A 20,733-nucleotide genomic window follows, 5' to 3' on the forward strand; every position below is an offset into this window, starting at 1 on the left:
CCATGTCTGACCTCCGCAAGATCAATATCGACGGGCAGGAAATTGAAGTCGATGGTGCGATGACCCTGATCCAGGCTTGTGAGCAGGCCGGGGTCGAGGTGCCGCGTTTCTGCTATCACGAACGTCTTTCGATCGCCGGGAACTGCCGGATGTGTCTGGTTGAAGTCGTGGGCGGGCCGCCGAAACCCGCCGCCTCCTGCGCGATGCAGGTGCGTGATCTACGTCCGGGTCCGGAAGGCCAGCCGCCCGTGGTCAAAACAAACTCGCCCATGGTCAAGAAGGCCCGCGAAGGGGTGATGGAGTTTCTGCTGATCAATCACCCGCTAGACTGCCCAATCTGCGATCAGGGGGGCGAATGTGACCTTCAGGATCAGGCGATGGCCTATGGAGTGTCGGGGTCGCGCTTTAAAGAAGCCAAGCGCGCTGTGGATGATCTGGATCTGGGGCCGCTGGTCGGCACCGCGATGACCCGGTGCATCAGTTGCACCCGTTGTGTGCGCTTCACGACCGAGGTCGCCGGGATCACTCAGATGGGGCAGACCGGGCGTGGCGAAGATGCCGAGATCACCTCGTATCTGAATGAAACGCTGCAATCGAACTTACAGGGCAACATCATCGATCTGTGCCCGGTTGGGGCGCTGACGTCTAAACCCTATGCCTTTACTGCCCGTCCGTGGGAGCTGACCAAGACAGAGAGCATTGATGTTATGGACGCGCTGGGATCCAACATTCGCGTGGATACCAAGGGGCGTGAAGTGATGCGCTTCTTGCCGCGCAACCACGACGGTGTGAACGAGGAATGGATCAGCGACAAGACGCGCTTTGTTTGGGACGGCCTGCGCCGCCAGCGGCTGGACAAGCCTTATGTACGCGAGAACGGCAAGCTCCGCCCGGCCTCGTGGCCCGAGGCGTTGGCCAAAGCGGTGCAAGCGCTGAAAGGGGCCGAAAAACCGGCTGGGATCGTTGGTGATCTGGCCCCAGTTGAGGCTGCGTTTGCGCTGAAACAGATGATCGAGGGGCAGGGCGGTGTTGTCGAATGCCGCACCGACGGGGCCAAGCTGCCAGCGGGCAACCGTGGGGCCTATGCCGGGACTGCCGCCATCGAAGATATCGACACGGCCGAGCGTATCCTGCTGATCGGCACCAACCCGCGGGACGAAGCTCCGGTTCTGAACGCACGTATTCGCAAGGCATGGGCGCAGGGGGCTGATATTGCTTTGGTTGGGCCTGCTGCAGATTTGACCTATCCCTATCACCACTTGGGCGATGACCGGGCGGCGCTGCAAAAGGTCGTCGATATGGGCGGTGATGATGAGATCAAGGGCAAGCCGTCGCTGGTTATCGTCGGGCAAGGTGCCCTGCAGGAGGCTGACGGGGCCGCCGTTCTGGCCGCCGCGCAAGCCATTGCCGCCAATACCGAAAGCGGGCTGATCATCCTGCATACCGCCGCCGCGCGTGTGGGCGCCTTGGATGTAGACGCGACGAACGATGCAGGGATGGACGCCGTAAATGCGGCGGACGTTATCTATAACCTTGGTGCGGATGAAGTCGAGATCGGCGAAGGCGCTTTTGTCATCTATCAGGGCAGCCATGGTGACCGGGGCGCGCACCGCGCCGATGTGATCCTGCCGGGCGCGGCCCATACCGAGGAAAACGGGTTGTTCGTGAACACCGAAGGCCGTCCGCAACTGGCGATGCGGGCCGGGTTCGCACCCGGAGAGGCGAAAGAGAACTGGGCCGTTCTACGCGCGCTTTCAGCCGAATTGGGTGCTGCGCTGCCATTTGACTCGCTGGCGCAATTGCGGACGGCCTTGATCGAAGCGGTGCCACATCTGGCGCGCATTGACGAAGTGATTGAAAACGAAATTCAACCGCTTGAGGCCGGATCTCTGGGCAAGGCCAGCTTCCGCCCTGCAATCAAGGATTTCTACCTGACAAACCCGATAGCGCGGGCCTCGCAGTTGATGGCCGAGCTGTCGGCGCAGGCGCAAGCCCTCAAGACTGACAGGATGGCCGCAGAATGATCCGACCCGCTGACATTTCCCTGACGACCCACGGTGTGAGGACCAATGGCTGATTTCTTTAACACCCCCGGCGGCATCGCCCTCATCATTCTGGCGCAGGTGCTGGCCGTCGTCGCCTTTGTGATGATTTCGCTGTTGTTCCTTGTTTATGGCGACCGCAAGATCTGGGCCGCCGTCCAGATGCGTAGGGGCCCCAACGTCGTTGGCGTCTACGGCCTGCTGCAATCCGTGGCGGACGCACTGAAATACGTGGTGAAAGAGGTCGTGATCCCAGCGGGTGCGGACCGCACGGTCTTTATGCTGGCGCCGCTGACATCCTTTGTTCTGGCGATGATTGCCTGGGCGGTGATCCCGTTCAACGATGGCTGGGTGCTGTCAGATCTTAACGTCGCGATCCTCTATGTCTTTGCCGTATCCTCTTTGGAAGTTTATGGCGTGATTATGGGCGGTTGGGCATCGAACTCAAAGTATCCGTTCCTTGGGTCGCTGCGGTCTGCGGCGCAGATGATCTCGTATGAGGTTTCGCTGGGCTTGATCATCATCGGTGTGATCATCTCGACCGGGTCGATGAATTTTGGACACATCGTAGAGGCACAGGACGGTCGGTTTGGCTTCTTCAGCTGGTACTGGCTGCCGCATTTCCCGATGGTCTTCCTGTTCTTCATCTCGGCGCTGGCTGAAACCAACCGACCGCCGTTTGACCTGCCCGAGGCAGAATCGGAACTGGTGGCAGGCTATCAGGTCGAATACTCGGCCACGCCCTTCCTGCTGTTCATGGCAGGGGAATACATCGCCATCTTCCTGATGTGCGCGCTGATCTCGCTGCTGTTCTTCGGTGGTTGGCTGTCACCCATTCCGGGTCTGCCCGATGGCGTGCTGTGGATGGTCGCCAAAATGGCGTTCTTCTTCTTCCTGTTTGCAATGGTCAAGGCAATCACGCCCCGCTACCGCTATGACCAGTTGATGCGGTTGGGTTGGAAAGTGTTTCTGCCCTTCTCGCTGGTCTGGGTGGTGTTCGTGGCCTTCGCAGCAAAGTTCGACTGGTTCTGGGGTGCGTTCGCCCGTTGGAGCGTAGGAGGCTGATATGACACAAATCGACTATACCCGCGCTGCCAAGTATTTCCTGCTGCAAGACTTCTGGGTCGGCATGAAGCTGGGGCTGAAGTACTTTTTCGCCCCAAAGGCTACCGTGAACTACCCGCACGAAAAAGGTCCTCTGTCGCCTCGGTTCCGCGGCGAGCACGCCCTGCGTCGGTATCCCAATGGCGAGGAACGCTGCATCGCCTGCAAACTGTGTGAGGCGGTCTGCCCCGCGCAAGCGATCACTATCGACGCCGAACCGCGCGAGGACGGCAGCCGCCGCACCACGCGGTATGACATCGACATGACCAAGTGCATCTATTGCGGCTTCTGCCAAGAGGCCTGTCCGGTCGATGCCATTGTCGAAGGTCCGAACTTCGAATTCGCGACGGAAACCCGCGAAGAGCTGTTTTATGACAAGGAAAAACTGCTCGACAACGGTGAACGTTGGGAAGCCGAGATCGCTCGCAACCTCGAAATGGACGCGCCGTACCGATGACAGACAGTCCGACAAATCCCTTTGAGCTAATGATGAAGCAGGCTCAGGACATGGCCAAGGCGATGAACCCGGCGATGGAGAATTTCTCGCCGAAAGGGTTCGAGGCGCTGTGGCCGACCATGCCCAAAGAGGTCATGGAGATGATGTTCGGCAACACGGTCAACACCGACGGGCTGGACGCTAAGACCCGCCTTTTGCTGACGCTGGCCGGGTTGACCTGTCAGGGCGCTCAGGCGGATTCAGCCGTGCGCCAGACTGTGCGCCATGCGCTCGAGGCGGGTGCGAAGAAACAAGAGATCGTGGAAACGATCGGTCAGATGTCGGTCTTTGCCGGCATCCCGGCCATGACCCGTGCGCTGGATCTGGCGCAAGAGGCCATGGGCGACAACAAGGATGAGGATCAATGACCGTCTTTGCCTTTTACCTGTTTGCCATCAGCGCTGTCACCGGCGGGCTGTTCACGGTGATCAGCCGCCAGCCGGTGCACTCGGTGCTGTGGCTGATCCTGTCCTTCCTGTCTGCGGCTGGGCTGTTCGTTCTGCTGGGGGCCGAGTTCGTGGCGATGCTGTTGATCATCGTCTATGTCGGTGCGGTCGCGGTGCTGTTCCTGTTCGTGGTGATGATGCTGGACGTGGACTTTGCCGAGCTTAAGGCCGAAATGGCGCGCTATATGCCGCTGGCGCTGCTGATCGGTCTGGTCATCTTGATGCAGTTCGTCATGGCCTTCGGCGCATGGGACAGCGCGCAAGGGGCGGCGGCCAATCTGGCGCAGCCAGTCCCAACCGACCGCCACAATACCGAGGCGCTGGGTGTCATTCTTTACGATCAATACTTCCTTCTGTTCCAACTTGCGGGCCTGATCCTGCTGGTCGCCATGATCGGCGCCATCGTGCTGACCCTGCGCCACCGCCAGGACATCAAGCGTCAGGACATCATAAGCCAGATGATGCGCGACCCGGCCAAGGCGATGGAGTTGAAGGACGTGAAACCGGGGCAGGGGCTTTAAGACGATGATCGGACTCGAACACTATCTTACGGTCGCGGCGACGCTGTTCGTCATCGGCATCTTCGGTCTCTTCCTGAACCGCAAGAACGTCATCATCCTGCTGATGAGCATCGAACTGATGCTGCTGGCGGTGAATATCAACCTCGTGGCGTTTTCCAGCTTCCTCGGCGATCTGGTCGGGCAGGTGTTTACGCTGTTTGTCCTGACCGTTGCGGCGGCTGAGGCGGCGATTGGACTGGCCATTCTGGTCTGTTTCTTCCGCAACCGTGGCTCGATCGCGGTTGAAGACGTCAATATGATGAAGGGGTAAGGGAACATGGAAACCACCATCCTTTTTGCCCCGCTGGTGGGCGCGCTGATCTGCGGGTTCGGCTGGAAGTTCATCGGTGAGAAAGCCGCGATGTGGACCGCGACGGGCCTTCTATTTCTGGCCTGTCTACTGTCGTGGATCGTGTTCTTCTCGTTCGACGGCGTCACTCAACAGATCGAGATCATGCGCTGGATCGAGAGCGGATCGCTGTCGACAAGCTGGGCCATTCGTTTGGACCGGCTGACCGCGATCATGCTGATCGTGGTGACGACTGTTTCGGCGCTGGTGCACCTCTATTCCTTTGGCTACATGGATCACGACCCGCAATGGCGCGAGGGCGAGAGCTATAAGCCGCGTTTCTTCGCCTATCTGTCCTTCTTTACCTTTGCGATGCTGATGCTGGTGACGGCGGATAATTTGGTGCAGATGTTCTTCGGTTGGGAAGGCGTGGGCGTCGCGTCCTACCTGCTGATCGGGTTCTATTACCGCAAACCGAGTGCCAATGCGGCGGCGATGAAAGCGTTCATTGTGAACCGTGTGGGGGACTTTGGTTTTGCGCTGGGGATTTTCGCGCTGTTCTTTCTTACCGACAGCATCAACTTTTCGGACATTTTCGCCTCGGCCCCGGCTTTGGCCGAAGAAAAACTACACTTCTTGTGGGGCGAATGGACTGCGGTTGAAGTGATCTGCGTCCTGCTGTTCATCGGTGCGATGGGTAAATCGGCGCAGCTGATCCTGCACACATGGTTGCCGGACGCGATGGAAGGCCCGACGCCTGTTTCGGCCCTGATCCACGCAGCGACAATGGTGACGGCGGGCGTGTTCCTGGTTTGCCGCATGTCGCCGCTGATGGAGTTCGCGCCGGGTGCGACCGGGTTCATCACAGTGCTGGGCGCGACGACCGCGTTCTTTGCCGCGACCGTGGGTCTGGTGCAGACCGACATCAAGCGCGTCATCGCTTATTCGACCTGCTCTCAGCTTGGGTACATGTTCGTGGCCGCAGGCGTGGGCATGTACTCGGCGGCGATGTTCCACCTGTTCACGCACGCGTTCTTCAAGGCACTGTTGTTCCTTGGTGCGGGCTCGGTGATCCACGCCATGCATCATGAACAAGAGATGACCGAGTATGGCGGGCTGCGCAAAAAGATCCCCTATACGTTCTGGGCGATGATGATCGGGACGCTTGCCATTACGGGGGTCGGCATTCCGCTGACGACCTTCGGATTTGCAGGTTTTCTGTCCAAGGATGCCATCATCGAGAGCGCTTATGCAGGCGGTTCGGCCTATGGGTTCTGGCTGCTGGTGGTCGCCGCTGCGTTCACATCCTTCTATAGCTGGCGTCTGATTTTCCTGACCTTCTACGGCAAACCACGCGGCGATCAGCATACACATGATCACGCGCATGAAAGCCCGATGGTCATGCTGGTGCCTTTGGGCGTGTTGTCTCTGGGTGCGGTCTTTGCGGGCATGATCTGGTACGGCAACTTCTTCGGTCACGCGGACAAGGTCGGCAAGTTCTATGGCATCCCGGTGGCTGAGGCGTCGGAACATGCCGAGGCTGACGATCACGGCAAAGCCGATACGCATGACGATGACAGCCACGCCGACGATGGTCACGGCGATGCGCATGCAGATAACGGTCATGGTGAAAAGGACGCCCACGGCGATCACCACTACGTCTTTGCGGGAGAGCCGGGCGAGGGCGCGCTGTATATGGCACCGGACAATCATGTGCTGGACGACGCGCATGCTGCTCCGAAATGGGTCAAGGTATCGCCTTTTGTGGCCATGCTGCTGGGCTTTGTTGTGGCCTATTGGTTCTACATCGTGAACCCGTCCCTGCCGGGACGTCTGGCGCAGAACCAGCGCCCGCTGTACCTGTTCTTGCTGAACAAATGGTACTTTGATGAGATTTACGATGCGATCTTCGTCAAACCCACCGTGGCGATCGGCCGGTTCCTGTGGAAACGCGGCGATGGCAACACCATTGACGGTTTCCTGAACGGGATTGCCATGGGCGTTGTTCCCTTCTTCACCCGCCTCGCAGGCAAGGCGCAGACGGGCTACATCTTTACTTACGCCTTCTGGATGGTCTTGGGTATCGCAGCCCTTGTCACCTGGATGTCGATCGGCGGAGGCGCACACTAATGGATAATATCCTCTCGATCGTTACCTTCATCCCCGCTGTGGCGGCAGGCATTCTGGCCCTGTTTCTGCACGGCGATGACGATGCCGCGCAGCGCAACGCGAAATGGGTTGCGTTGGTGGCGACCACGGTGACGTTCCTTGTCTCCATCGGCATCTACACAGGCTTTGACCCATCCAACACCGGCTTTCAGATGGTGGAAGAGGGTGAGTGGCTGCTGGGCCTGAAGTACAAGATGGGCGTGGATGGGATCAGCGTTCTGTTCGTGCTACTGACCACCTTCATCATGCCGCTGACCATTCTGGCCAGCTGGAACGTGACAGACCGGGTCAAGGAATACATGATCGCCTTCCTGCTTCTGGAAACGCTGATGCTGGGCGTGTTCATGGCGCTGGATCTGGTGCTGTTCTACCTGTTCTTCGAGGCAGGCCTGATCCCAATGTTCCTGATCATCGGTATCTGGGGCGGTGCGAACCGGATTTATGCAAGCTTCAAGTTCTTCCTCTATACCTTCCTCGGTTCGGTGCTGATGCTGGTTGCGATGGTTGCGATGTATGCGGATGCGGGCACCACGGATATCGAGGCGCTGATGAGCCATCAGTTCTCGTCCGAGGGGTTCAGCGTGCTGGGCGTCTACATCGTTGGCGGAATGCAGACGCTGATGTTCCTGGCATTCTTCGCATCCTTTGCGGTGAAGATGCCGATGTGGCCGGTTCATACGTGGTTGCCAGACGCACACGTTCAGGCCCCGACGGCGGGCTCGGTGGTGCTGGCGGCGATCTTGCTGAAGATGGGCGGCTATGGCTTCTTGCGGTTCAGCTTGCCGATGTTCCCAGTGGGTTCGGCGGTGATGACCGATCTGGTGCTGTGGATGTCAGCGATTGCGGTTGTCTACACCTCGCTGGTGGCGCTGGTTCAGGAGGATATGAAAAAGCTGATCGCCTATTCCTCGGTCGCGCATATGGGTTTTGTGACCATGGGCATCTTTGCGGCGAACCAGCAGGGCATTGATGGCGCGATCTTCCAGATGATCAGCCACGGGTTTATCTCGGCCGCGCTGTTCCTCTGCGTCGGCGTGATCTACGACCGGATGCACACCCGTGATATCGACGCGTACGGAGGTCTGGTGATCCGGATGCCCGCCTATGCGCTGGTCTTCATGCTGTTCACCATGGCTAATGTCGGCTTGCCGGGCACCTCGGGCTTTATCGGCGAATTCCTGACCCTGATGGGCGCGTTCCAAGTGAACACATGGGTGACGGCTGTGGCTGCGACCGGCGTGATTTTCTCGGCCGGGTATGCGCTGTGGCTTTACCGTCGGGTGGTCTTTGGCGATCTGATCAAGGAAAGCCTGAAGGCGATGACAGACATGAGCTCGCGCGAGCGGCTGATCTTTGCGCCGCTGATCGTGATGACGATCCTGTTGGGCGTTTACCCGTCGCTCGTGACCGATGTGATCGGCAACTCGACCGCGGCATTGATTTCGAACTATGACACGGCTCTGGCCGCGGCAGAGGCCGTGACCCAGACAGCCGCTTCGCATTAAGGGGGCTTTGGAGACATGATCCAGGCTGATCTGACGATAATCCTGCCGGAAATAATTCTGGCCGTTTATGCGATGCTGGCGCTGATAGGGGCGGTCTATACATCAAAGGATGGGCTGGCACCCGTTTTGGTGTGGTCTACCGCTGGTTTGATGGCCTTGCTCGCGATTTGGATCGCGACGAACGGTGATGGCACCAATGTCGCCTTCAACGGCATGTTCGTGGATGACGGTTTCGCGCGCTTTGCCAAGGTTGCGATCCTTCTCTCTGCCGCTGCCGTTCTTTTGATGAGCCAGGATTATATGGCGCGGCGCGGCTTGCTCAGGTTCGAATACCCGTTGCTGGTCGCTCTGGCCGCAGTGGGCATGATGATGATGGTCAGCGCAGGCGACCTGATGTCCCTTTACATGGGGCTAGAGCTGCAATCCCTGTCACTTTATGTCGTGGCCGCCCTGCGCCGTGACAGTGCGAAATCCACCGAGGCCGGCCTGAAGTATTTCGTTCTTGGTGCGCTCAGCTCGGGCCTGCTGCTGTACGGTGCGTCGCTGGTGTATGGCTTCACCGGGACCACGCTGTTCTCGGGCATTATCCAGACGGTACACCACGGAGATGTTTCGGTCGGGCTGCTGTTCGGCCTGATCTTCCTGATCTCGGGTCTGGCGTTCAAGGTCTCGGCGGTTCCGTTCCACATGTGGACTCCGGACGTCTACGAAGGCTCACCCACGCCGATCACCGCATTCTTTGCTACGGCACCAAAAGTGGCAGCGATGGCGCTGTTTGCGCGTCTGCTGCATGATGCCTTTGGCGGAGTGGTCAAGGATTGGCAGCAGGTGATCGTCCTGCTCTCGGTCCTGTCGATGTTGTTGGGCGCAGTTGCGGCCATTGGTCAGCGCGACATCAAGCGACTGATGGCGTTTTCGTCGATTGCCCATATGGGCTATGCTCTGATTGGTCTTGCTGCGGGTACGGAATTGGGCATCAAGGCGATGCTGATGTATCTGGCGATCTATGTGACCATGAATATCGGCACCTTTGCCTTCATCCTTATGATGGAGCGTGACGGCAAACCTGTCACCGATATCGACGCTTTACGTCAGTTTGCAAAGCGTGATCCGGGTAAGGCGCTTGCTGTTTTGATCCTGATGTTCAGCCTTGCAGGCGTGCCCCCGATGCTGGGATTCTTCGCCAAGTTCGGCGTCTGGCAGGCTGGCGTCAGCGCCGGGCTGACCGGTTTGGTGATCGTTTCTGCCATCGCTTCGGTTATTGGGGCGTTCTACTACCTGCGGATCGTTTTCTACATGTATTTCGGGGCCGAGAATGATGAACCGGTCGAAACCCACTCTTCGCCCGTGTTGTGGACTGCTCTGATGGGGTCGGCGGCGCTGATGCTGGTCGGGGTCGTATATCAGTTTGGCATCGAAGGCGCGGCTGCAGCTGCGGCGGCAACTCTTGTCAACTAAGATGCGCATCACACGTTTTTGGAGGGCTCGGTCAGCAGACCGGGCCTTTTTACAATGACCCAATGGCCGCAAGGATATGGCCTGCATATTCTGCAGGAGGTCGACAGCACGCTGAATGAAGCGGCCCGTATCGCTCCAACCGCGCAGGGACCAGTCTGGATTCTGGCGCACTACCAAACAGCGGCCCGAGGGCGACGGGGCAGGGCCTGGGCCAACCCCAAGGGAAACCTAGCGGTGACCCTACTTTTGCGCCCCGAAGGAAACCCGGAACAGGCGGCGTTACGCAGCTTCGTGGCGGCGCTTGCACTATTTGATGCCTGTGTCGCCGTCACCGGGCGCGCGAGTGGTTTTTCCCTGAAGTGGCCGAATGACGTGTTACTGAACGGCGGGAAATTGGCGGGGATCCTGCTGGAAAGCACTGGCCACGGGCACGGTGTCTCGCATCTGGCTATTGGGATCGGCGTGAACCTGTCCGAAGCGCCCCTCCCGCATGCGGTTGAACCAGGTGCGGTGCGTCCGGTTTCCTTACTGTCAGAAATGGGTGTCGACGTCACGCCAGAAGACTTTTTGACGGAACTGGCTGCGGCGTATTCGAAATACGAGACGCAGTTTGTGACCTATGGGTTTGAGCCAATCAGGACGGCCTGGTTGGACCGTGCGGCCCGGTTGGGTGAGGTGATCACCGCCCGTACCGCAACGTCCGAGTCGGTTGGGACCTTTGAAACAGTGGACGCGGGTGGCAACCTTGTCCTAAACACCGCCAAAGGCCGCGTCAGCATTCCGGCGGCGGATGTGTTTTTCTGAAGGAGGCTCAAATGCTTCTGGCAATTGACTGCGGCAATACGAATACGGTGTTTTCGATCTGGGACGGGGAAACCTTTCTGTGCACCTTGCGCACGTCAACGCACCACTCTCGGACGGCGGATGCCTATTTCACATGGTATTCCACGCTAGTGAAACACTATGGTATTGAGGCGGACATTACAGACGTGGTTATCGCCTCAACCGTGCCGCGCGTGGTGTTCAACCTGCGCATATTCGCAGACAGGTTCTTTGGCTGCAGGCCGCTGGTTGTTGGTAAACCCGACTGCCTGCTGCCCGTTGCTCCACGAATTGACGAAGGCACCATTCCCGGACCTGACCGGCTGGCCAATGCGGTCGGCGCGTTTGACCGTCACGGCGGCGATGTCGTCGTCGTTGATTTCGGAACAGCCACGAATTTTGATGTGGTCGCCTCGGATGGGGCATATGTCGGTGGGATCATTGCGCCGGGCGTCAACCTGAGCCTTGAGGCGTTGCATCAGGGTGCGGCTGCGTTGCCGCACATCGACATTACCCGTCCTGACAAGGTGATTGGTACGAATACGGTTGGCTGTATTCAATCCGGCGTGTATTGGGGCTATTCGGGATTGATCGAAGGGTTGATTGCCCGCATCAAAGCGGAATACGGAATGCCGATGAAGGTCGTTGGGACCGGTGGACTTGCTCCGTTGTTCGATCAGGCCGACGTTGGGTTTGACGCGATCGAGGATGACCTGACGATGCACGGCCTGACTGTAATCCATCGCTATAACAAGGAAAATGGCTCAACATGAGCAGTGAACGACTGATCTATCTGCCGCTGGGCGGTGCAGGCGAAATTGGCATGAATGCCTATGTCTACGGCTATGGGAAGCCGGGGCAGGAGCGTCTGATTCTCGTCGACCTTGGGGTGACGTTCCCCGATATGGACACAACGCCGGGCGTCGATCTGATCCACGCCGATATCTCGTGGCTGCAGGAACGAGCGGATCGTTTGGATGCAGTGTTTGTGACCCATGCCCACGAAGACCATGTCGGCGCGGTTGCGCATTGTTATGAGGCTTTGGGCGCACCGATCTACGCCCGCGCCTTTACCGCGAATATTGCGCGCCGCAAGATGGACGAGCATGGCCGTCCAGAAGACGCCGTGCGAACGGTTTCCGCCTGGCCCGAGCAGGTATCGGTGGGCCCTTTCAAGGTCGCGTTCTTGCCGGTCTCACACTCGATCCCCGAAAGCGCGGCGCTGGTCATTGATACACCCGAGGGGCGGATCGTACATTCCGGCGACTTCAAGCTGGACGCCAATCCGGTTGTAGGTGAACCTTTCGACCCCGACCTTTGGGCCGAAGTCGCCAAGCCCGGCGTTAAGGCATTGGTGTGCGACAGCACCAACGTGTTTTCCCCTCATGACGGTCGATCGGAATCCGAGGTCGGACCTGAAATTACTAAACTGGTAGAAAGTGCCAGCAGCATGGTTGTGGCAACGACCTTCGCGTCGAATGTCGCCCGGGTGAAGACGCTGGCAGAGGCGGGGCAAAAGGCTGGGCGCTCGGTCGTTTTGCTTGGCCGGGCGATGCGTCGCATGATCGAAGCGGCAACCGAAACCGGAATTCTGTCGGATTTTCCGAAAGTGATCAGCGCGGAAGAGGCGGTGGATGTGCCGCGCCAAAACCTGATGCTGATTGTTACGGGCAGTCAGGGTGAACGCCGCGCCGCAAGCGCGCAACTGGCGCGTGGAAAATACCGCGGACTGGAGTTGAAAGAGGGCGATCTGTTCCTGTTTTCGTCCAAGACAATTCCGGGGAACGAGCGGGGTGTGATCTTCATCATCAATCAGCTCAGCGAAAAAGGCGTGGATGTCGTGGACGACAGTTCGGGCCTGTATCACGTTTCGGGCCACGCGAACCGGCCAGACCTTGAGAAAGTGCATGCGCTGATTGACCCGCAATTCGTCATTCCGATGCATGGTGAGCATCGTCACCTGCGAGAGCACGTGAAACTTGCCGAAGCGGGCGGTCGGACAGGTGTTTTGGCCGTGAACGGCACTATGCTGGACCTGACCGGCAATGCGCCAAATGTGGTGGATTATGTCGAAACGGGCCGGACTTATCTGGACGGCACCGTCAAAGTCGGCGCTTTGGATGGCGTTGTGCGCGACCGAATTCGAATGGCGCTGAACGGTCATGTGACTGTTACGGTCATTCTGGACGAAGAAGATGAACCGCTGGGCGAGCCATGGTGCGATACGATGGGATTGCCTGAGTTGGGAACCTCTCGTGCTGCCTTGGTTGAGGTTCTTGAAGAAGATCTGAACCAGCTCCTCATGCGCGCCGATGCCAAGACTCTGCGCGACGACGACAAGCTGGAAGAGGCAATGCGTCGAATTGTACGTCAGACGGCCAAGGCAGAGATCGGCAAAAAGCCCGAAGTCACCACTGTTATCAGCAGGATGAATTAAGCGACGGTCAGTCGCTTTCGGGCATCGGATAACCTTTGAGCTTTAGAAATAGGCTTTCCTCTTCCCGATTCAGCAGGAAGGGGACCGATGTCGGCGGCGCGGTGTCTGTCACCCGCGCCGTGATTTCGGCCAGGACAACTTCGGTGATGAAGGGAAGATCGAACTCGCGCGCGCGTTCCAAGGGAACCCATTGCAGATGGGACAGCTCGTCAGACGCGCGGCTGAAGTCATCCAAATTTCCTTGAATTGCTGAAGCATCGACAAGGAAAAACCGCGCATCAAACCGGCGGGGACGCCCAGGAGGGGTCACAGCGCGGAACACGAACTGCAACGCCTCGGCGGCCGGGCGATAGCCCAGTTCAGCGAAACCGGTCCAATCCACTGGGGCAGGCGTAGGCCAAGCTTCGGGGTGGCCCAGAACCAGCCCGGTTTCCTCCCACAATTCACGAATTGCAGCAGCGGCGAGCGCGTTTTGCAGGTTCGGCTCGGACCTTTCTGCCAGACGGTCCTGACACAGGGTTGGCATGTCAGAGGCCAGAGGGATCTCGGCATCTTCTTTGTCGACCGCGCCACCGGGGAACACGAATTTGTTGGGCATGAACGCAGCTTTGGCTCCGCGTTGTCCCATCAGGATTGACGGATTTGTCATACGGTCGCGCAGAACGATGACCGTCGCCGCGTCGCGGATCGCAGTTTTGTCAACCGTCATACTTTGAACACCTGTATCGTCGGGGTCATTGCGATTTTTCAAACCCATGCATACGGCGCGCCCATTGATAGGCGACAACAGCACCTTTTAAACGCGGCAACAGGAACAGGGACAATGCCGTGCATCCAATCGCGAATATCAGGAACATCGTCAAAGGCTCGGGCCGCCAATGCACGTATGAGACATGCAGCGCCGGTGCCAGTAGATGCCCGACCAGCAGAATCGTCAGGTAAGCCGGGCCGTCATCCGCCCTGTGGTGAAACAGTTCTTGCCCGCAGGACGAGCAAGTGTGGTTCACCTTCAGATAGTTGTGCAACAGCTTTCCTTCACCGCATTTTGGGCAACGGCAACGAAAACCCTTGGCCAAAGCCGGCCAAGTGGGCCGGTCTTCCTGAGCCGTTGTGTCGATCGTTTGATCTGTCATCATGATACTCGCGCGTTCCGATTTGTGGGATATTGCGCATGTTTTGACTTGTAGAAAAGGGGGGTGCGTCGCTTTGTGTCCTTAAAGGGAGTGATGTTTTTTTTTGAAATTCTGCGACGGAACCCACGCGCAGCGGCGTTTGAACCTATGTGAGCAGCGGCAACGACGCCGCACAAACAAAGGAAAACCGATATGAAAAGCGCGAAGTTTATCCCGGCGATTGTTCTCTCGGCTGTCGCGATTACAGGCACCTCGGTTCTGGCGGCAGGTCAGCGCGGTCACGAACCTGTGACGTTTGAGGAATTGGATGCGAACAATGACGGGCAGGTCACGCCCGAGGAAATGCAGGCCCATCGAAGCCAGCGGTTCCTGGACGCGGATACCAACGGAGATGGTCAACTCAGCGTCGAAGAGATGCAGGCGGCCAGCCAGAAGAAGGTGAACGAACGTGTCTCGAAGATGTTTGAGCGGCACGATGCCAATCAGGATGGCTTTCTGAGCGAGGATGAGTTGCCCAAACCGCGCCGCGCTGACAAGATGTTTGACCGTATAGACGCGGACAATAGCGGTGCGATTTCGGAACAGGAATTTGCGGATGCAAAAAACAAGATGGTTCGGCACCACAAGAAACGCGACAAGGGTGGTTCTGACGATAGCTGATGCGGAATGCAGGATCTGACCTCTTCACTGCAGGATGTTCGTGGTGCGGCTTGCACCGCGAACACGCTCAGCGATGATGCCCTGTTGGGTCAGTTCGCCCGTGGCGATGCAGCGGCCGCGCGCGTTCTGACCGATCGGCTTGGGCCGCGAAGTTTTTCGGTTGCCCTTCGAATGCTGGGAGCGCGGGCAGAGGCGGAAGATATCACGCAAGAGGCAATGATGCGCCTTTGGAAGATGGCCCCGGATTGGGTTTCGGGGCAGGCAAAGGTTTCAACATGGCTGTATCGCGTAACGATGAACCTGTGCGTGGATCACCTGCGCAAGCAAAAACCTGACCATCTGGCCGATGTTCCAGAGCCAGAAGATGGTCGGGCCAGTGTTGCCGAGCTTATGCAGGACAAAGCCCGTAAGGATGCGCTTCAGGTGGCCTTGTCACAACTGCCCGAGCGACAGCGACAAGCCGTTGTTTTGCGGCACATAGAGGAATTGCCCAACCCCGAGATTGCCGGGATCATGGGTATTTCTGTAGAAGCGGTCGAGAGCCTGACCGCGCGCGGAAAACGGAGCTTGGTGGCCATTCTGTCCGATAGGCGTGGTGAATTGGGGTATGACGATGACTGAAGACGAAAAGCAACTGGATCAGTTATTTACGCAAGCCCGTCAGAACCGACCGGAGTTGCCGGATACACTTGCAGTACGCATCCTGACAGACGCCGAAGAAGTGCGTTTGGGTCAGAAGACGCCCGCAGGCAAACCCGCTCGTTCGCTTTGGACGCGGATTGTTGATGGCGTCGGAGGCTGGCAGGGCATGGGGGGGCTGGTCGCGGCCAGTGCAGCGGGTGTGTGGATCGGCTTTGCCGCTCCGGGCTTTTTGCCGGACCCCGCCACCTACATTTATGGGCAGAAAACGAGCTTTGTTCTCGCCGACCTCGATACATCATTTCTGGAGGACACCGAATGAACGATAGTCCACAACCCAAGCGTCGGTGGATGCCGATCCTGTTGGCCGTGTCCCTTGCGCTCAATCTTTTGATTGTTGGGATGGCTGTTGGAACCGTTCTACGGGTCAAAGGAAATGATCACGCCAAGGCCCCGCCCGGGTTTGGCTCTGCTCTTTATCGCGCGTTGCCGAAGGATGATCGGAAGGCTTTGCGGGGTGATCTGTCGGATCGGCACAGAAAAGGGTCAAGCAGCCGCTCCAGGGATTTCGCAACGCTGAATGAGGCATTGCGCGCCGATCCCTTTGATCCTGTGGCCGTTCAGACGCTGTTGTCCCGACAGGCGCAGTCCATGGCCGATCTGCAAGTGGCCCTACAAGAGCAGTGGCTTGACCGCGTCACGTCGATGACCAGCGACGAGCGTCTGATTTATGCCGATCGTCTGGAAGAGGTCGTTCGTCGCGGACCGCATGGCCGCAAGAAAAAGGACTAATGGTTTCAGGCAGCACATTGTCTGACCCGCACCTGATTTCTGCCTGCTTTCTTTGCAGCGTACAGAGCGGAATCCGCTGACCGGATCAAGCCATCCAACGGCGCAACAGAGGACTTTTGAGGTTTTGTCGCGATAAGCCCGATACTGATTGTGACCTGTACCAATTTCCGATTGTCCGGGGGTGAAAACGGGGACTGACGGATGCAGTCACACAAGGTTCGGGCGATGGAAAGGGCGCCAGATTGCGTTGTTTCCGGCAGGCCAATCAGAAATTCCTCTCCGCCGATGCGCGCGACGAAACCGGCTGATCCAATCGCGCGTTCCAAACGTTTGCCCGCTTCGGTCAGCACAAAGTCACCAGCGACGTGACCGTAACGGTCATTGATTGATTTGAAATGATCCAAATCCGCCAGCATCACCGCAAAACCCTTGTTGGCTTGGGATGACCTGCGCGCAATTTGATCCATGGCGTGCATGGCATACCGGCGATTGTGAAGTCCGGTCAGGGGGTCGATCCAGGATTCGGCGACCCCGCGATACAGCGATGCACGCATCTGATCCAATCGGGATTTCCGGGCGATTTGATTTTCAAGCCGCAACGCAACTTCGTCGGCGCAAGATCCGCTCTGGCAAATCGCATCCACCCCGCGATCAAGCGCATCGGCGGCAAGCTGCGCGCCGTCCTTAGGCAGAACGCCAATCAGCACCGTTCGCCTTGTACCGACCCTTGATCGCAAGTCGGCTAGGGTGCTTAGGGCCTTTGGGTTGATTTCAATGACAATTGCATCGGGCAGAGGGCCTGACAAAAGCCCCTGCAAATTCGAACAGGTATGCGCGGCCAGCGCGTGCCGCGTTTTCCCGGACAGTGCCTTGTGCCACAGCGCGCTTGTCTTGGTGGATTGTGTCAGAACCGTAACCCGGGCAGGCTTTTGTGCTGGCGTGAAACCCGTTGCGGGTTCGGCAAACCCTATCGGTTGCGACCCACTTCCTATTCTGAGTTCCTGAGTCTCGGCGCGTGCACGCAAAAGGCTACGGACCCGGGCAAGCAAGAGAGAGTCCTTGAAAGGTGGGGTAATGACATCATCCAGCCCATCCGTCAGCGCTTTCAGTCTGGCCGCCTTGTCGTTCTGGGCAGCAATTGCCGCCACTGGCACATCGGCAAGGTCTGGATCGGCTGCCACCAGTTTCTTGACCTCTGCCGCCGTGCCATCCGGCAGGGATTGCGCGGTCAGCACAAGGTCCGGGCGTGTGCGCCGCAACAGCCCGGCCAGACCGTCCAGCTTTTCGGCCTGCACAACGTGATACCAGGCCGCCGTCAGCTGAACCTTCAGCATGATGCGATTGGTCGAGGTCCCGTCTAGGACAAGGATGGTTCCCTGAACCGACATTTGTGTCACCGTTGATTGCATGCGTTGCCAAAGTGTTTATGAGTCTGGTTAACAAACCCTTTCCAATATCTGATCCGGGGCAATTTAATGGTAATATCTGCCCAATCCGCTGAAACTTTGGCCTTGAACGTGCTGGGTTGGCTCGTTGGGAACGAGGAATTGCTGCCGGTTTTTCTTGGGTCAACCGGGGCGTCCGTTCAGGATCTAAAAGACCGGGCAGAGGATCCGGATTTCCTTGGGTCGGTACTTGATTTTCTTGTGCTTGACGATTCGTGGGTGATGTCCTTTTGTGACGCCAATTCCGTGCCTTACGAACTGCCCGGTCAAGCCCGCGCAGTTCTGTCTGGCGGCGCGGACATGCACTGGACCTGAAGCTTTTTCCCTGCGGGAGCACGTAATGCCCATTGATGCGATTTTGTTCGACAAGGACGGCACTCTGTTTGATTTTGCGAATACGTGGGGCGCTTTTGGGCTCAACGTGTTGCTGCGTTTAGCGGATGGAGACAATCAGCGCGCGGCGGAATTGGGCCGCATCATCGGGTTTGATCTGGAATCCGTGACCTATTCCGAAGACAGCATTGTGATCGCCGGAACCGTGGAAGAGGTGGCAGACGTCCTGGTTCCGCATCTACCCGACATGGAACACGAAGAGCTGATTGACTTGCTGAACGTAGAATCCGCCTCAGCGCCACAGGCCCCTGCTGTTACCTTGGCGCCTTTTCTGAACGGGTTGCGCGATGCGGGGTTAAAACTGGGTGTGGCAACGAACGACGGTGAGATGCCCGCGCTCGAGCATTTGGCTTCGGCCGGGATAAGAGAACATTTCGATTTTGTCGCAGGATACGACAGTGGACACGGATACAAGCCCGGGCCGGGACAGCTTTTGGCCTTTGCTGCACATGTCGATGTCGCCCCCGAGCGGGTCGCGATGGTTGGCGACAGTCTGCACGATCTACAGGCCGGGCGCGCTGCGGGTATGACCACCATCGGAGTTCTGACCGGATTGGCCCCGGCCGAGACACTGGCACCATTTGCGGATGTTGTATTGCCCAATATCGGGCATATCCCGGGCTGGCTGGCCAAGGACTGAACGAGGTCGGGTCAAAATCGCCGATCTGAGTGTTGAAACCGACATAGCTTGTCGCAGACAGAGCGGCCAGCCTTCCGACTTCGGGGCTTGCTTAAAGCAACGCCAGTTTCGGGAGGGTCCAATGGCCGACACAAAAACGCGCAGACGCCGCAGCGGTGGACGTGCAGGTGCAGCCGAGCGCAGAGGCACCGCCGTGATTGATCAGATGCCGTGGAATCCTCCTGTCAATATCGACAACCCCACCGAACCGTTGGATGCTGCCGGGATCGAAGCGATCCACGAAGGCGCAATGCGTATTCTCGAAGAGATCGGGGTCGAATTCTATAACGAAGAAGCTATCGGCATTCTGCGTGAAGCCGGGTGTGCAATTGACGGCGATAACGTCCGAATGGGGCGGGATTTTGTGATGGAGATGGTGGGAAAAGCGCCGTCATCCTTCTCGATCATGCCGCGCAACCCCGATCGTAAGATCGAAATCGGGGGCAGGAATATGCTGTTCGGGAACGTATCCTCTCCGCCAAACTACTGGGACATGGAGATTGGAACCAAGGTTCCGGGAAACCGAGAAATGTGCCGGAATTTGCTGAAGCTGACTCAGTATTTCAACTGCATTCACTTTGCCGGGGGATACCCGGTGGAACCGGTCGATATCCACGCCAGTGTTCGGCATCTGGACGTGTTGTATGACAAGCTGACCCTGACGGACAAAGCCATGCACGCCTATTCGCTGGGCAAGGAACGGGTTGAGGATGTCATGGAGATGGTCCGCATCGCAGGTGGCCTAACCCATGAGGAATTCGAGGCCGAGCCTCGGATGTACACCAACATCAACTCGACCTCACCACTGAAGCATGATCATCCGATGATTGACGGATGCCTGCGGCTGGCCCGGCGCGGTCAGGCGATTGTTGTCACTCCGTTTACATTGGCTGGCGCCATGGCGCCCGTAACGATGGCCGGGGCCGTAGCACAGTCTTTGGCCGAGGCGCTGTGCGCTATTGCCCTGTTTCAATACGTGCGGCCGGGCATTCCCTGCGTCATCGGCACGTTTACCTCGAATGTCGACATGAAGTCCGGTGCGCCTGCGTTTGGAACACCAGAATACATGCGGTCCACCCAGATGACAGGACAGATGGCACGGTACTATGGTCTTCCCATGCGGTCCTCGGGTGTGTGCGCCGCAAACGTGCCTGACGGTCAGTCTGTTTGGGAGACGTCGAACTCTTTGTGGGCTGCCGTGCAATCGGGGACGAACATGGTTTACCACGCCGCTGGCTGGCTGGAGGGCGGGCTGATTGCCAGCCCCGAGAAGTTTATTATGGATTGCGAGATCTTGCAGCAAATTCAAAGGTATATGCAGCCCGAGATCACGGCGACGGGACCTGATGAAATCGCATTGGAGGCAATAAAAGCAGTCGGAAATGACGGCCATTTCTTTGGCATTCAGCATACACAGGACCGCTACACCACAGCATTTTATCAACCCTTCCTGAGTGACTGGAAGAATTATGAAGGATGGAACGTCGCTGGTGGTGTCTGGACGGCCGAGCGCGCCCATCACATGTTCAAAGAGATTATCACCAGTTTTGAGCCGCCGGCGATTGACGACGGGATTCGGGAAGAACTTGCCGAGTTCGTTACGCGCCGTAAGGCTGAAGGCGGCGCGCCAACAGATTTCTAGGCAGAGGCGGGCCTTTTCACAT

General features: G+C 58.1%; 22 protein-coding genes. 19 read left to right on the top strand and 3 right to left on the bottom strand.

The window, feature by feature from the left end; genetic code table 11:
* The first annotated feature begins 2 nt into the window (after positions 1-2).
* From nuoG to GOV88_RS05485, 12 genes are read left to right on the top strand one after another with little or no spacing between them, the layout of a single operon-like run.
* Positions 3-2,024: an NADH-quinone oxidoreductase subunit NuoG gene (gene nuoG / locus GOV88_RS05430; protein WP_171239764.1), complete on the top strand. Its 2,022-nt coding sequence runs from the start codon at positions 3-5 to the stop codon at positions 2,022-2,024.
* A 45-nt stretch (positions 2,025-2,069) separates the two neighbouring features.
* On the top strand, positions 2,070-3,107 hold the full coding sequence (gene nuoH, locus GOV88_RS05435) for an NADH-quinone oxidoreductase subunit NuoH (protein ID WP_171120790.1): 1,038 nt from the start codon (positions 2,070-2,072) through the stop codon (positions 3,105-3,107).
* Position 3,108: 1 nt separating this feature from the next.
* Complete coding sequence (nuoI, locus tag GOV88_RS05440; RefSeq protein WP_170331439.1) at positions 3,109-3,603, top strand: NADH-quinone oxidoreductase subunit NuoI; 495 nt, start codon at positions 3,109-3,111, stop codon at positions 3,601-3,603.
* Positions 3,600-4,010, top strand: coding sequence for a carboxymuconolactone decarboxylase family protein (locus tag GOV88_RS05445; RefSeq protein ID WP_171120793.1), 411 nt, complete (start codon positions 3,600-3,602; stop codon positions 4,008-4,010). Before nuoI ends, GOV88_RS05445 begins: the two co-directional genes overlap by 4 nt.
* Positions 4,007-4,609, top strand: coding sequence for an NADH-quinone oxidoreductase subunit J (locus tag GOV88_RS05450; protein ID WP_171120795.1), 603 nt, complete (start codon positions 4,007-4,009; stop codon positions 4,607-4,609). The genes GOV88_RS05445 and GOV88_RS05450 overlap by 4 nt, the downstream gene beginning before the upstream one ends.
* Positions 4,610-4,613: 4 nt before the next feature.
* Positions 4,614-4,919, top strand: coding sequence for an NADH-quinone oxidoreductase subunit NuoK (nuoK, locus tag GOV88_RS05455; RefSeq protein WP_050602759.1), 306 nt, complete (start codon positions 4,614-4,616; stop codon positions 4,917-4,919).
* A gap of 6 nt (positions 4,920-4,925) precedes the next feature.
* Entirely contained in the window at positions 4,926-7,067 is a 2,142-nt protein-coding gene (gene nuoL, locus GOV88_RS05460) for an NADH-quinone oxidoreductase subunit L (protein ID WP_171239765.1), read from the top strand.
* The gene (locus GOV88_RS05465) at positions 7,067-8,611 is read left to right on the top strand and encodes an NADH-quinone oxidoreductase subunit M (protein WP_171122623.1); all 1,545 of its coding nucleotides are present in this window, start codon (positions 7,067-7,069) and stop codon (positions 8,609-8,611) included. The genes nuoL and GOV88_RS05465 overlap by 1 nt, the downstream gene beginning before the upstream one ends.
* A gap of 15 nt (positions 8,612-8,626) precedes the next feature.
* Positions 8,627-10,069: an NADH-quinone oxidoreductase subunit NuoN gene (gene nuoN, locus GOV88_RS05470; RefSeq protein ID WP_171120801.1), complete on the top strand. Its 1,443-nt coding sequence runs from the start codon at positions 8,627-8,629 to the stop codon at positions 10,067-10,069.
* A 54-nt stretch (positions 10,070-10,123) separates the two neighbouring features.
* Positions 10,124-10,873, top strand: coding sequence for a biotin--[acetyl-CoA-carboxylase] ligase (locus GOV88_RS05475; protein WP_171239766.1), 750 nt, complete (start codon positions 10,124-10,126; stop codon positions 10,871-10,873).
* An 11-nt stretch (positions 10,874-10,884) separates the two neighbouring features.
* A complete protein-coding gene (locus tag GOV88_RS05480) occupies positions 10,885-11,664 on the top strand; it encodes a type III pantothenate kinase (protein WP_171239767.1) in 780 nt (259 codons plus the stop codon).
* On the top strand, positions 11,661-13,328 hold the full coding sequence (locus GOV88_RS05485) for a ribonuclease J (RefSeq protein ID WP_171239768.1): 1,668 nt from the start codon (positions 11,661-11,663) through the stop codon (positions 13,326-13,328). Before GOV88_RS05480 ends, GOV88_RS05485 begins: the two co-directional genes overlap by 4 nt.
* Positions 13,329-13,335: 7 nt before the next feature.
* Here the strand turns inward: GOV88_RS05485 and GOV88_RS05490 are convergent, their stop codons facing one another.
* Complete coding sequence (locus tag GOV88_RS05490; RefSeq protein ID WP_171210469.1) at positions 13,336-14,037, bottom strand: NUDIX hydrolase; 702 nt, start codon at positions 14,035-14,037, stop codon at positions 13,336-13,338.
* A gap of 25 nt (positions 14,038-14,062) precedes the next feature.
* The gene (locus GOV88_RS05495) at positions 14,063-14,461 is read right to left on the bottom strand and encodes a DUF983 domain-containing protein (protein WP_171239769.1); all 399 of its coding nucleotides are present in this window, start codon (positions 14,459-14,461) and stop codon (positions 14,063-14,065) included.
* Between the two features lie 192 nt (positions 14,462-14,653).
* Here GOV88_RS05495 and GOV88_RS05500 point away from each other — a divergent pair, with 192 nt between their 5' ends.
* The 4 genes from GOV88_RS05500 to GOV88_RS05515 are packed head-to-tail and all read left to right on the top strand — an operon-like array spanning position 14,654 to position 16,552.
* Positions 14,654-15,121 carry an EF-hand domain-containing protein gene (locus GOV88_RS05500; RefSeq protein WP_171239770.1) on the top strand — a complete coding sequence of 156 codons (468 nt, stop codon included), beginning with the start codon at positions 14,654-14,656 and terminating at the stop codon, positions 15,119-15,121.
* 6 nt (positions 15,122-15,127) lie between these two features.
* Positions 15,128-15,742, top strand: a complete 615-nt coding sequence (locus GOV88_RS05505) for an RNA polymerase sigma factor (protein ID WP_171239771.1) — start codon at positions 15,128-15,130, stop codon at positions 15,740-15,742.
* Entirely contained in the window at positions 15,735-16,082 is a 348-nt protein-coding gene (locus GOV88_RS05510; protein ID WP_254449172.1) for a hypothetical protein, read from the top strand. The genes GOV88_RS05505 and GOV88_RS05510 overlap by 8 nt, the downstream gene beginning before the upstream one ends.
* A complete protein-coding gene (locus GOV88_RS05515) occupies positions 16,079-16,552 on the top strand; it encodes a periplasmic heavy metal sensor (RefSeq protein ID WP_171239773.1) in 474 nt (157 codons plus the stop codon). The genes GOV88_RS05510 and GOV88_RS05515 overlap by 4 nt, the downstream gene beginning before the upstream one ends.
* A 5-nt stretch (positions 16,553-16,557) precedes the next feature.
* Here GOV88_RS05515 and GOV88_RS05520 read toward each other — a convergent pair whose 3' ends face one another.
* Complete coding sequence (locus GOV88_RS05520) at positions 16,558-17,940, bottom strand: diguanylate cyclase (protein ID WP_171239774.1); 1,383 nt, start codon at positions 17,938-17,940, stop codon at positions 16,558-16,560.
* Between the two features lie 87 nt (positions 17,941-18,027).
* On the opposite strand from GOV88_RS05520, the gene GOV88_RS05525 reads away from it, so the two are divergent.
* The 3 genes from GOV88_RS05525 (at position 18,028) to GOV88_RS05535 (ending at position 20,711) form a co-directional block, all read left to right on the top strand.
* Entirely contained in the window at positions 18,028-18,312 is a 285-nt protein-coding gene (locus GOV88_RS05525; RefSeq protein WP_171210475.1) for a DUF3572 domain-containing protein, read from the top strand.
* A 25-nt stretch (positions 18,313-18,337) separates the two neighbouring features.
* Positions 18,338-19,030: an HAD family hydrolase gene (locus GOV88_RS05530; RefSeq protein WP_171239775.1), complete on the top strand. Its 693-nt coding sequence runs from the start codon at positions 18,338-18,340 to the stop codon at positions 19,028-19,030.
* Between the two features lie 121 nt (positions 19,031-19,151).
* The gene (locus tag GOV88_RS05535) at positions 19,152-20,711 is read left to right on the top strand and encodes a trimethylamine methyltransferase family protein (protein ID WP_171239776.1); all 1,560 of its coding nucleotides are present in this window, start codon (positions 19,152-19,154) and stop codon (positions 20,709-20,711) included.
* The last annotated feature ends 22 nt before the right edge of the window (positions 20,712-20,733 follow it).

It is taken from the genome of Ruegeria sp. HKCCA5491 (assembly GCF_013034565.1).
In the GTDB taxonomy this organism is placed as follows: domain Bacteria; phylum Pseudomonadota; class Alphaproteobacteria; order Rhodobacterales; family Rhodobacteraceae; genus Ruegeria.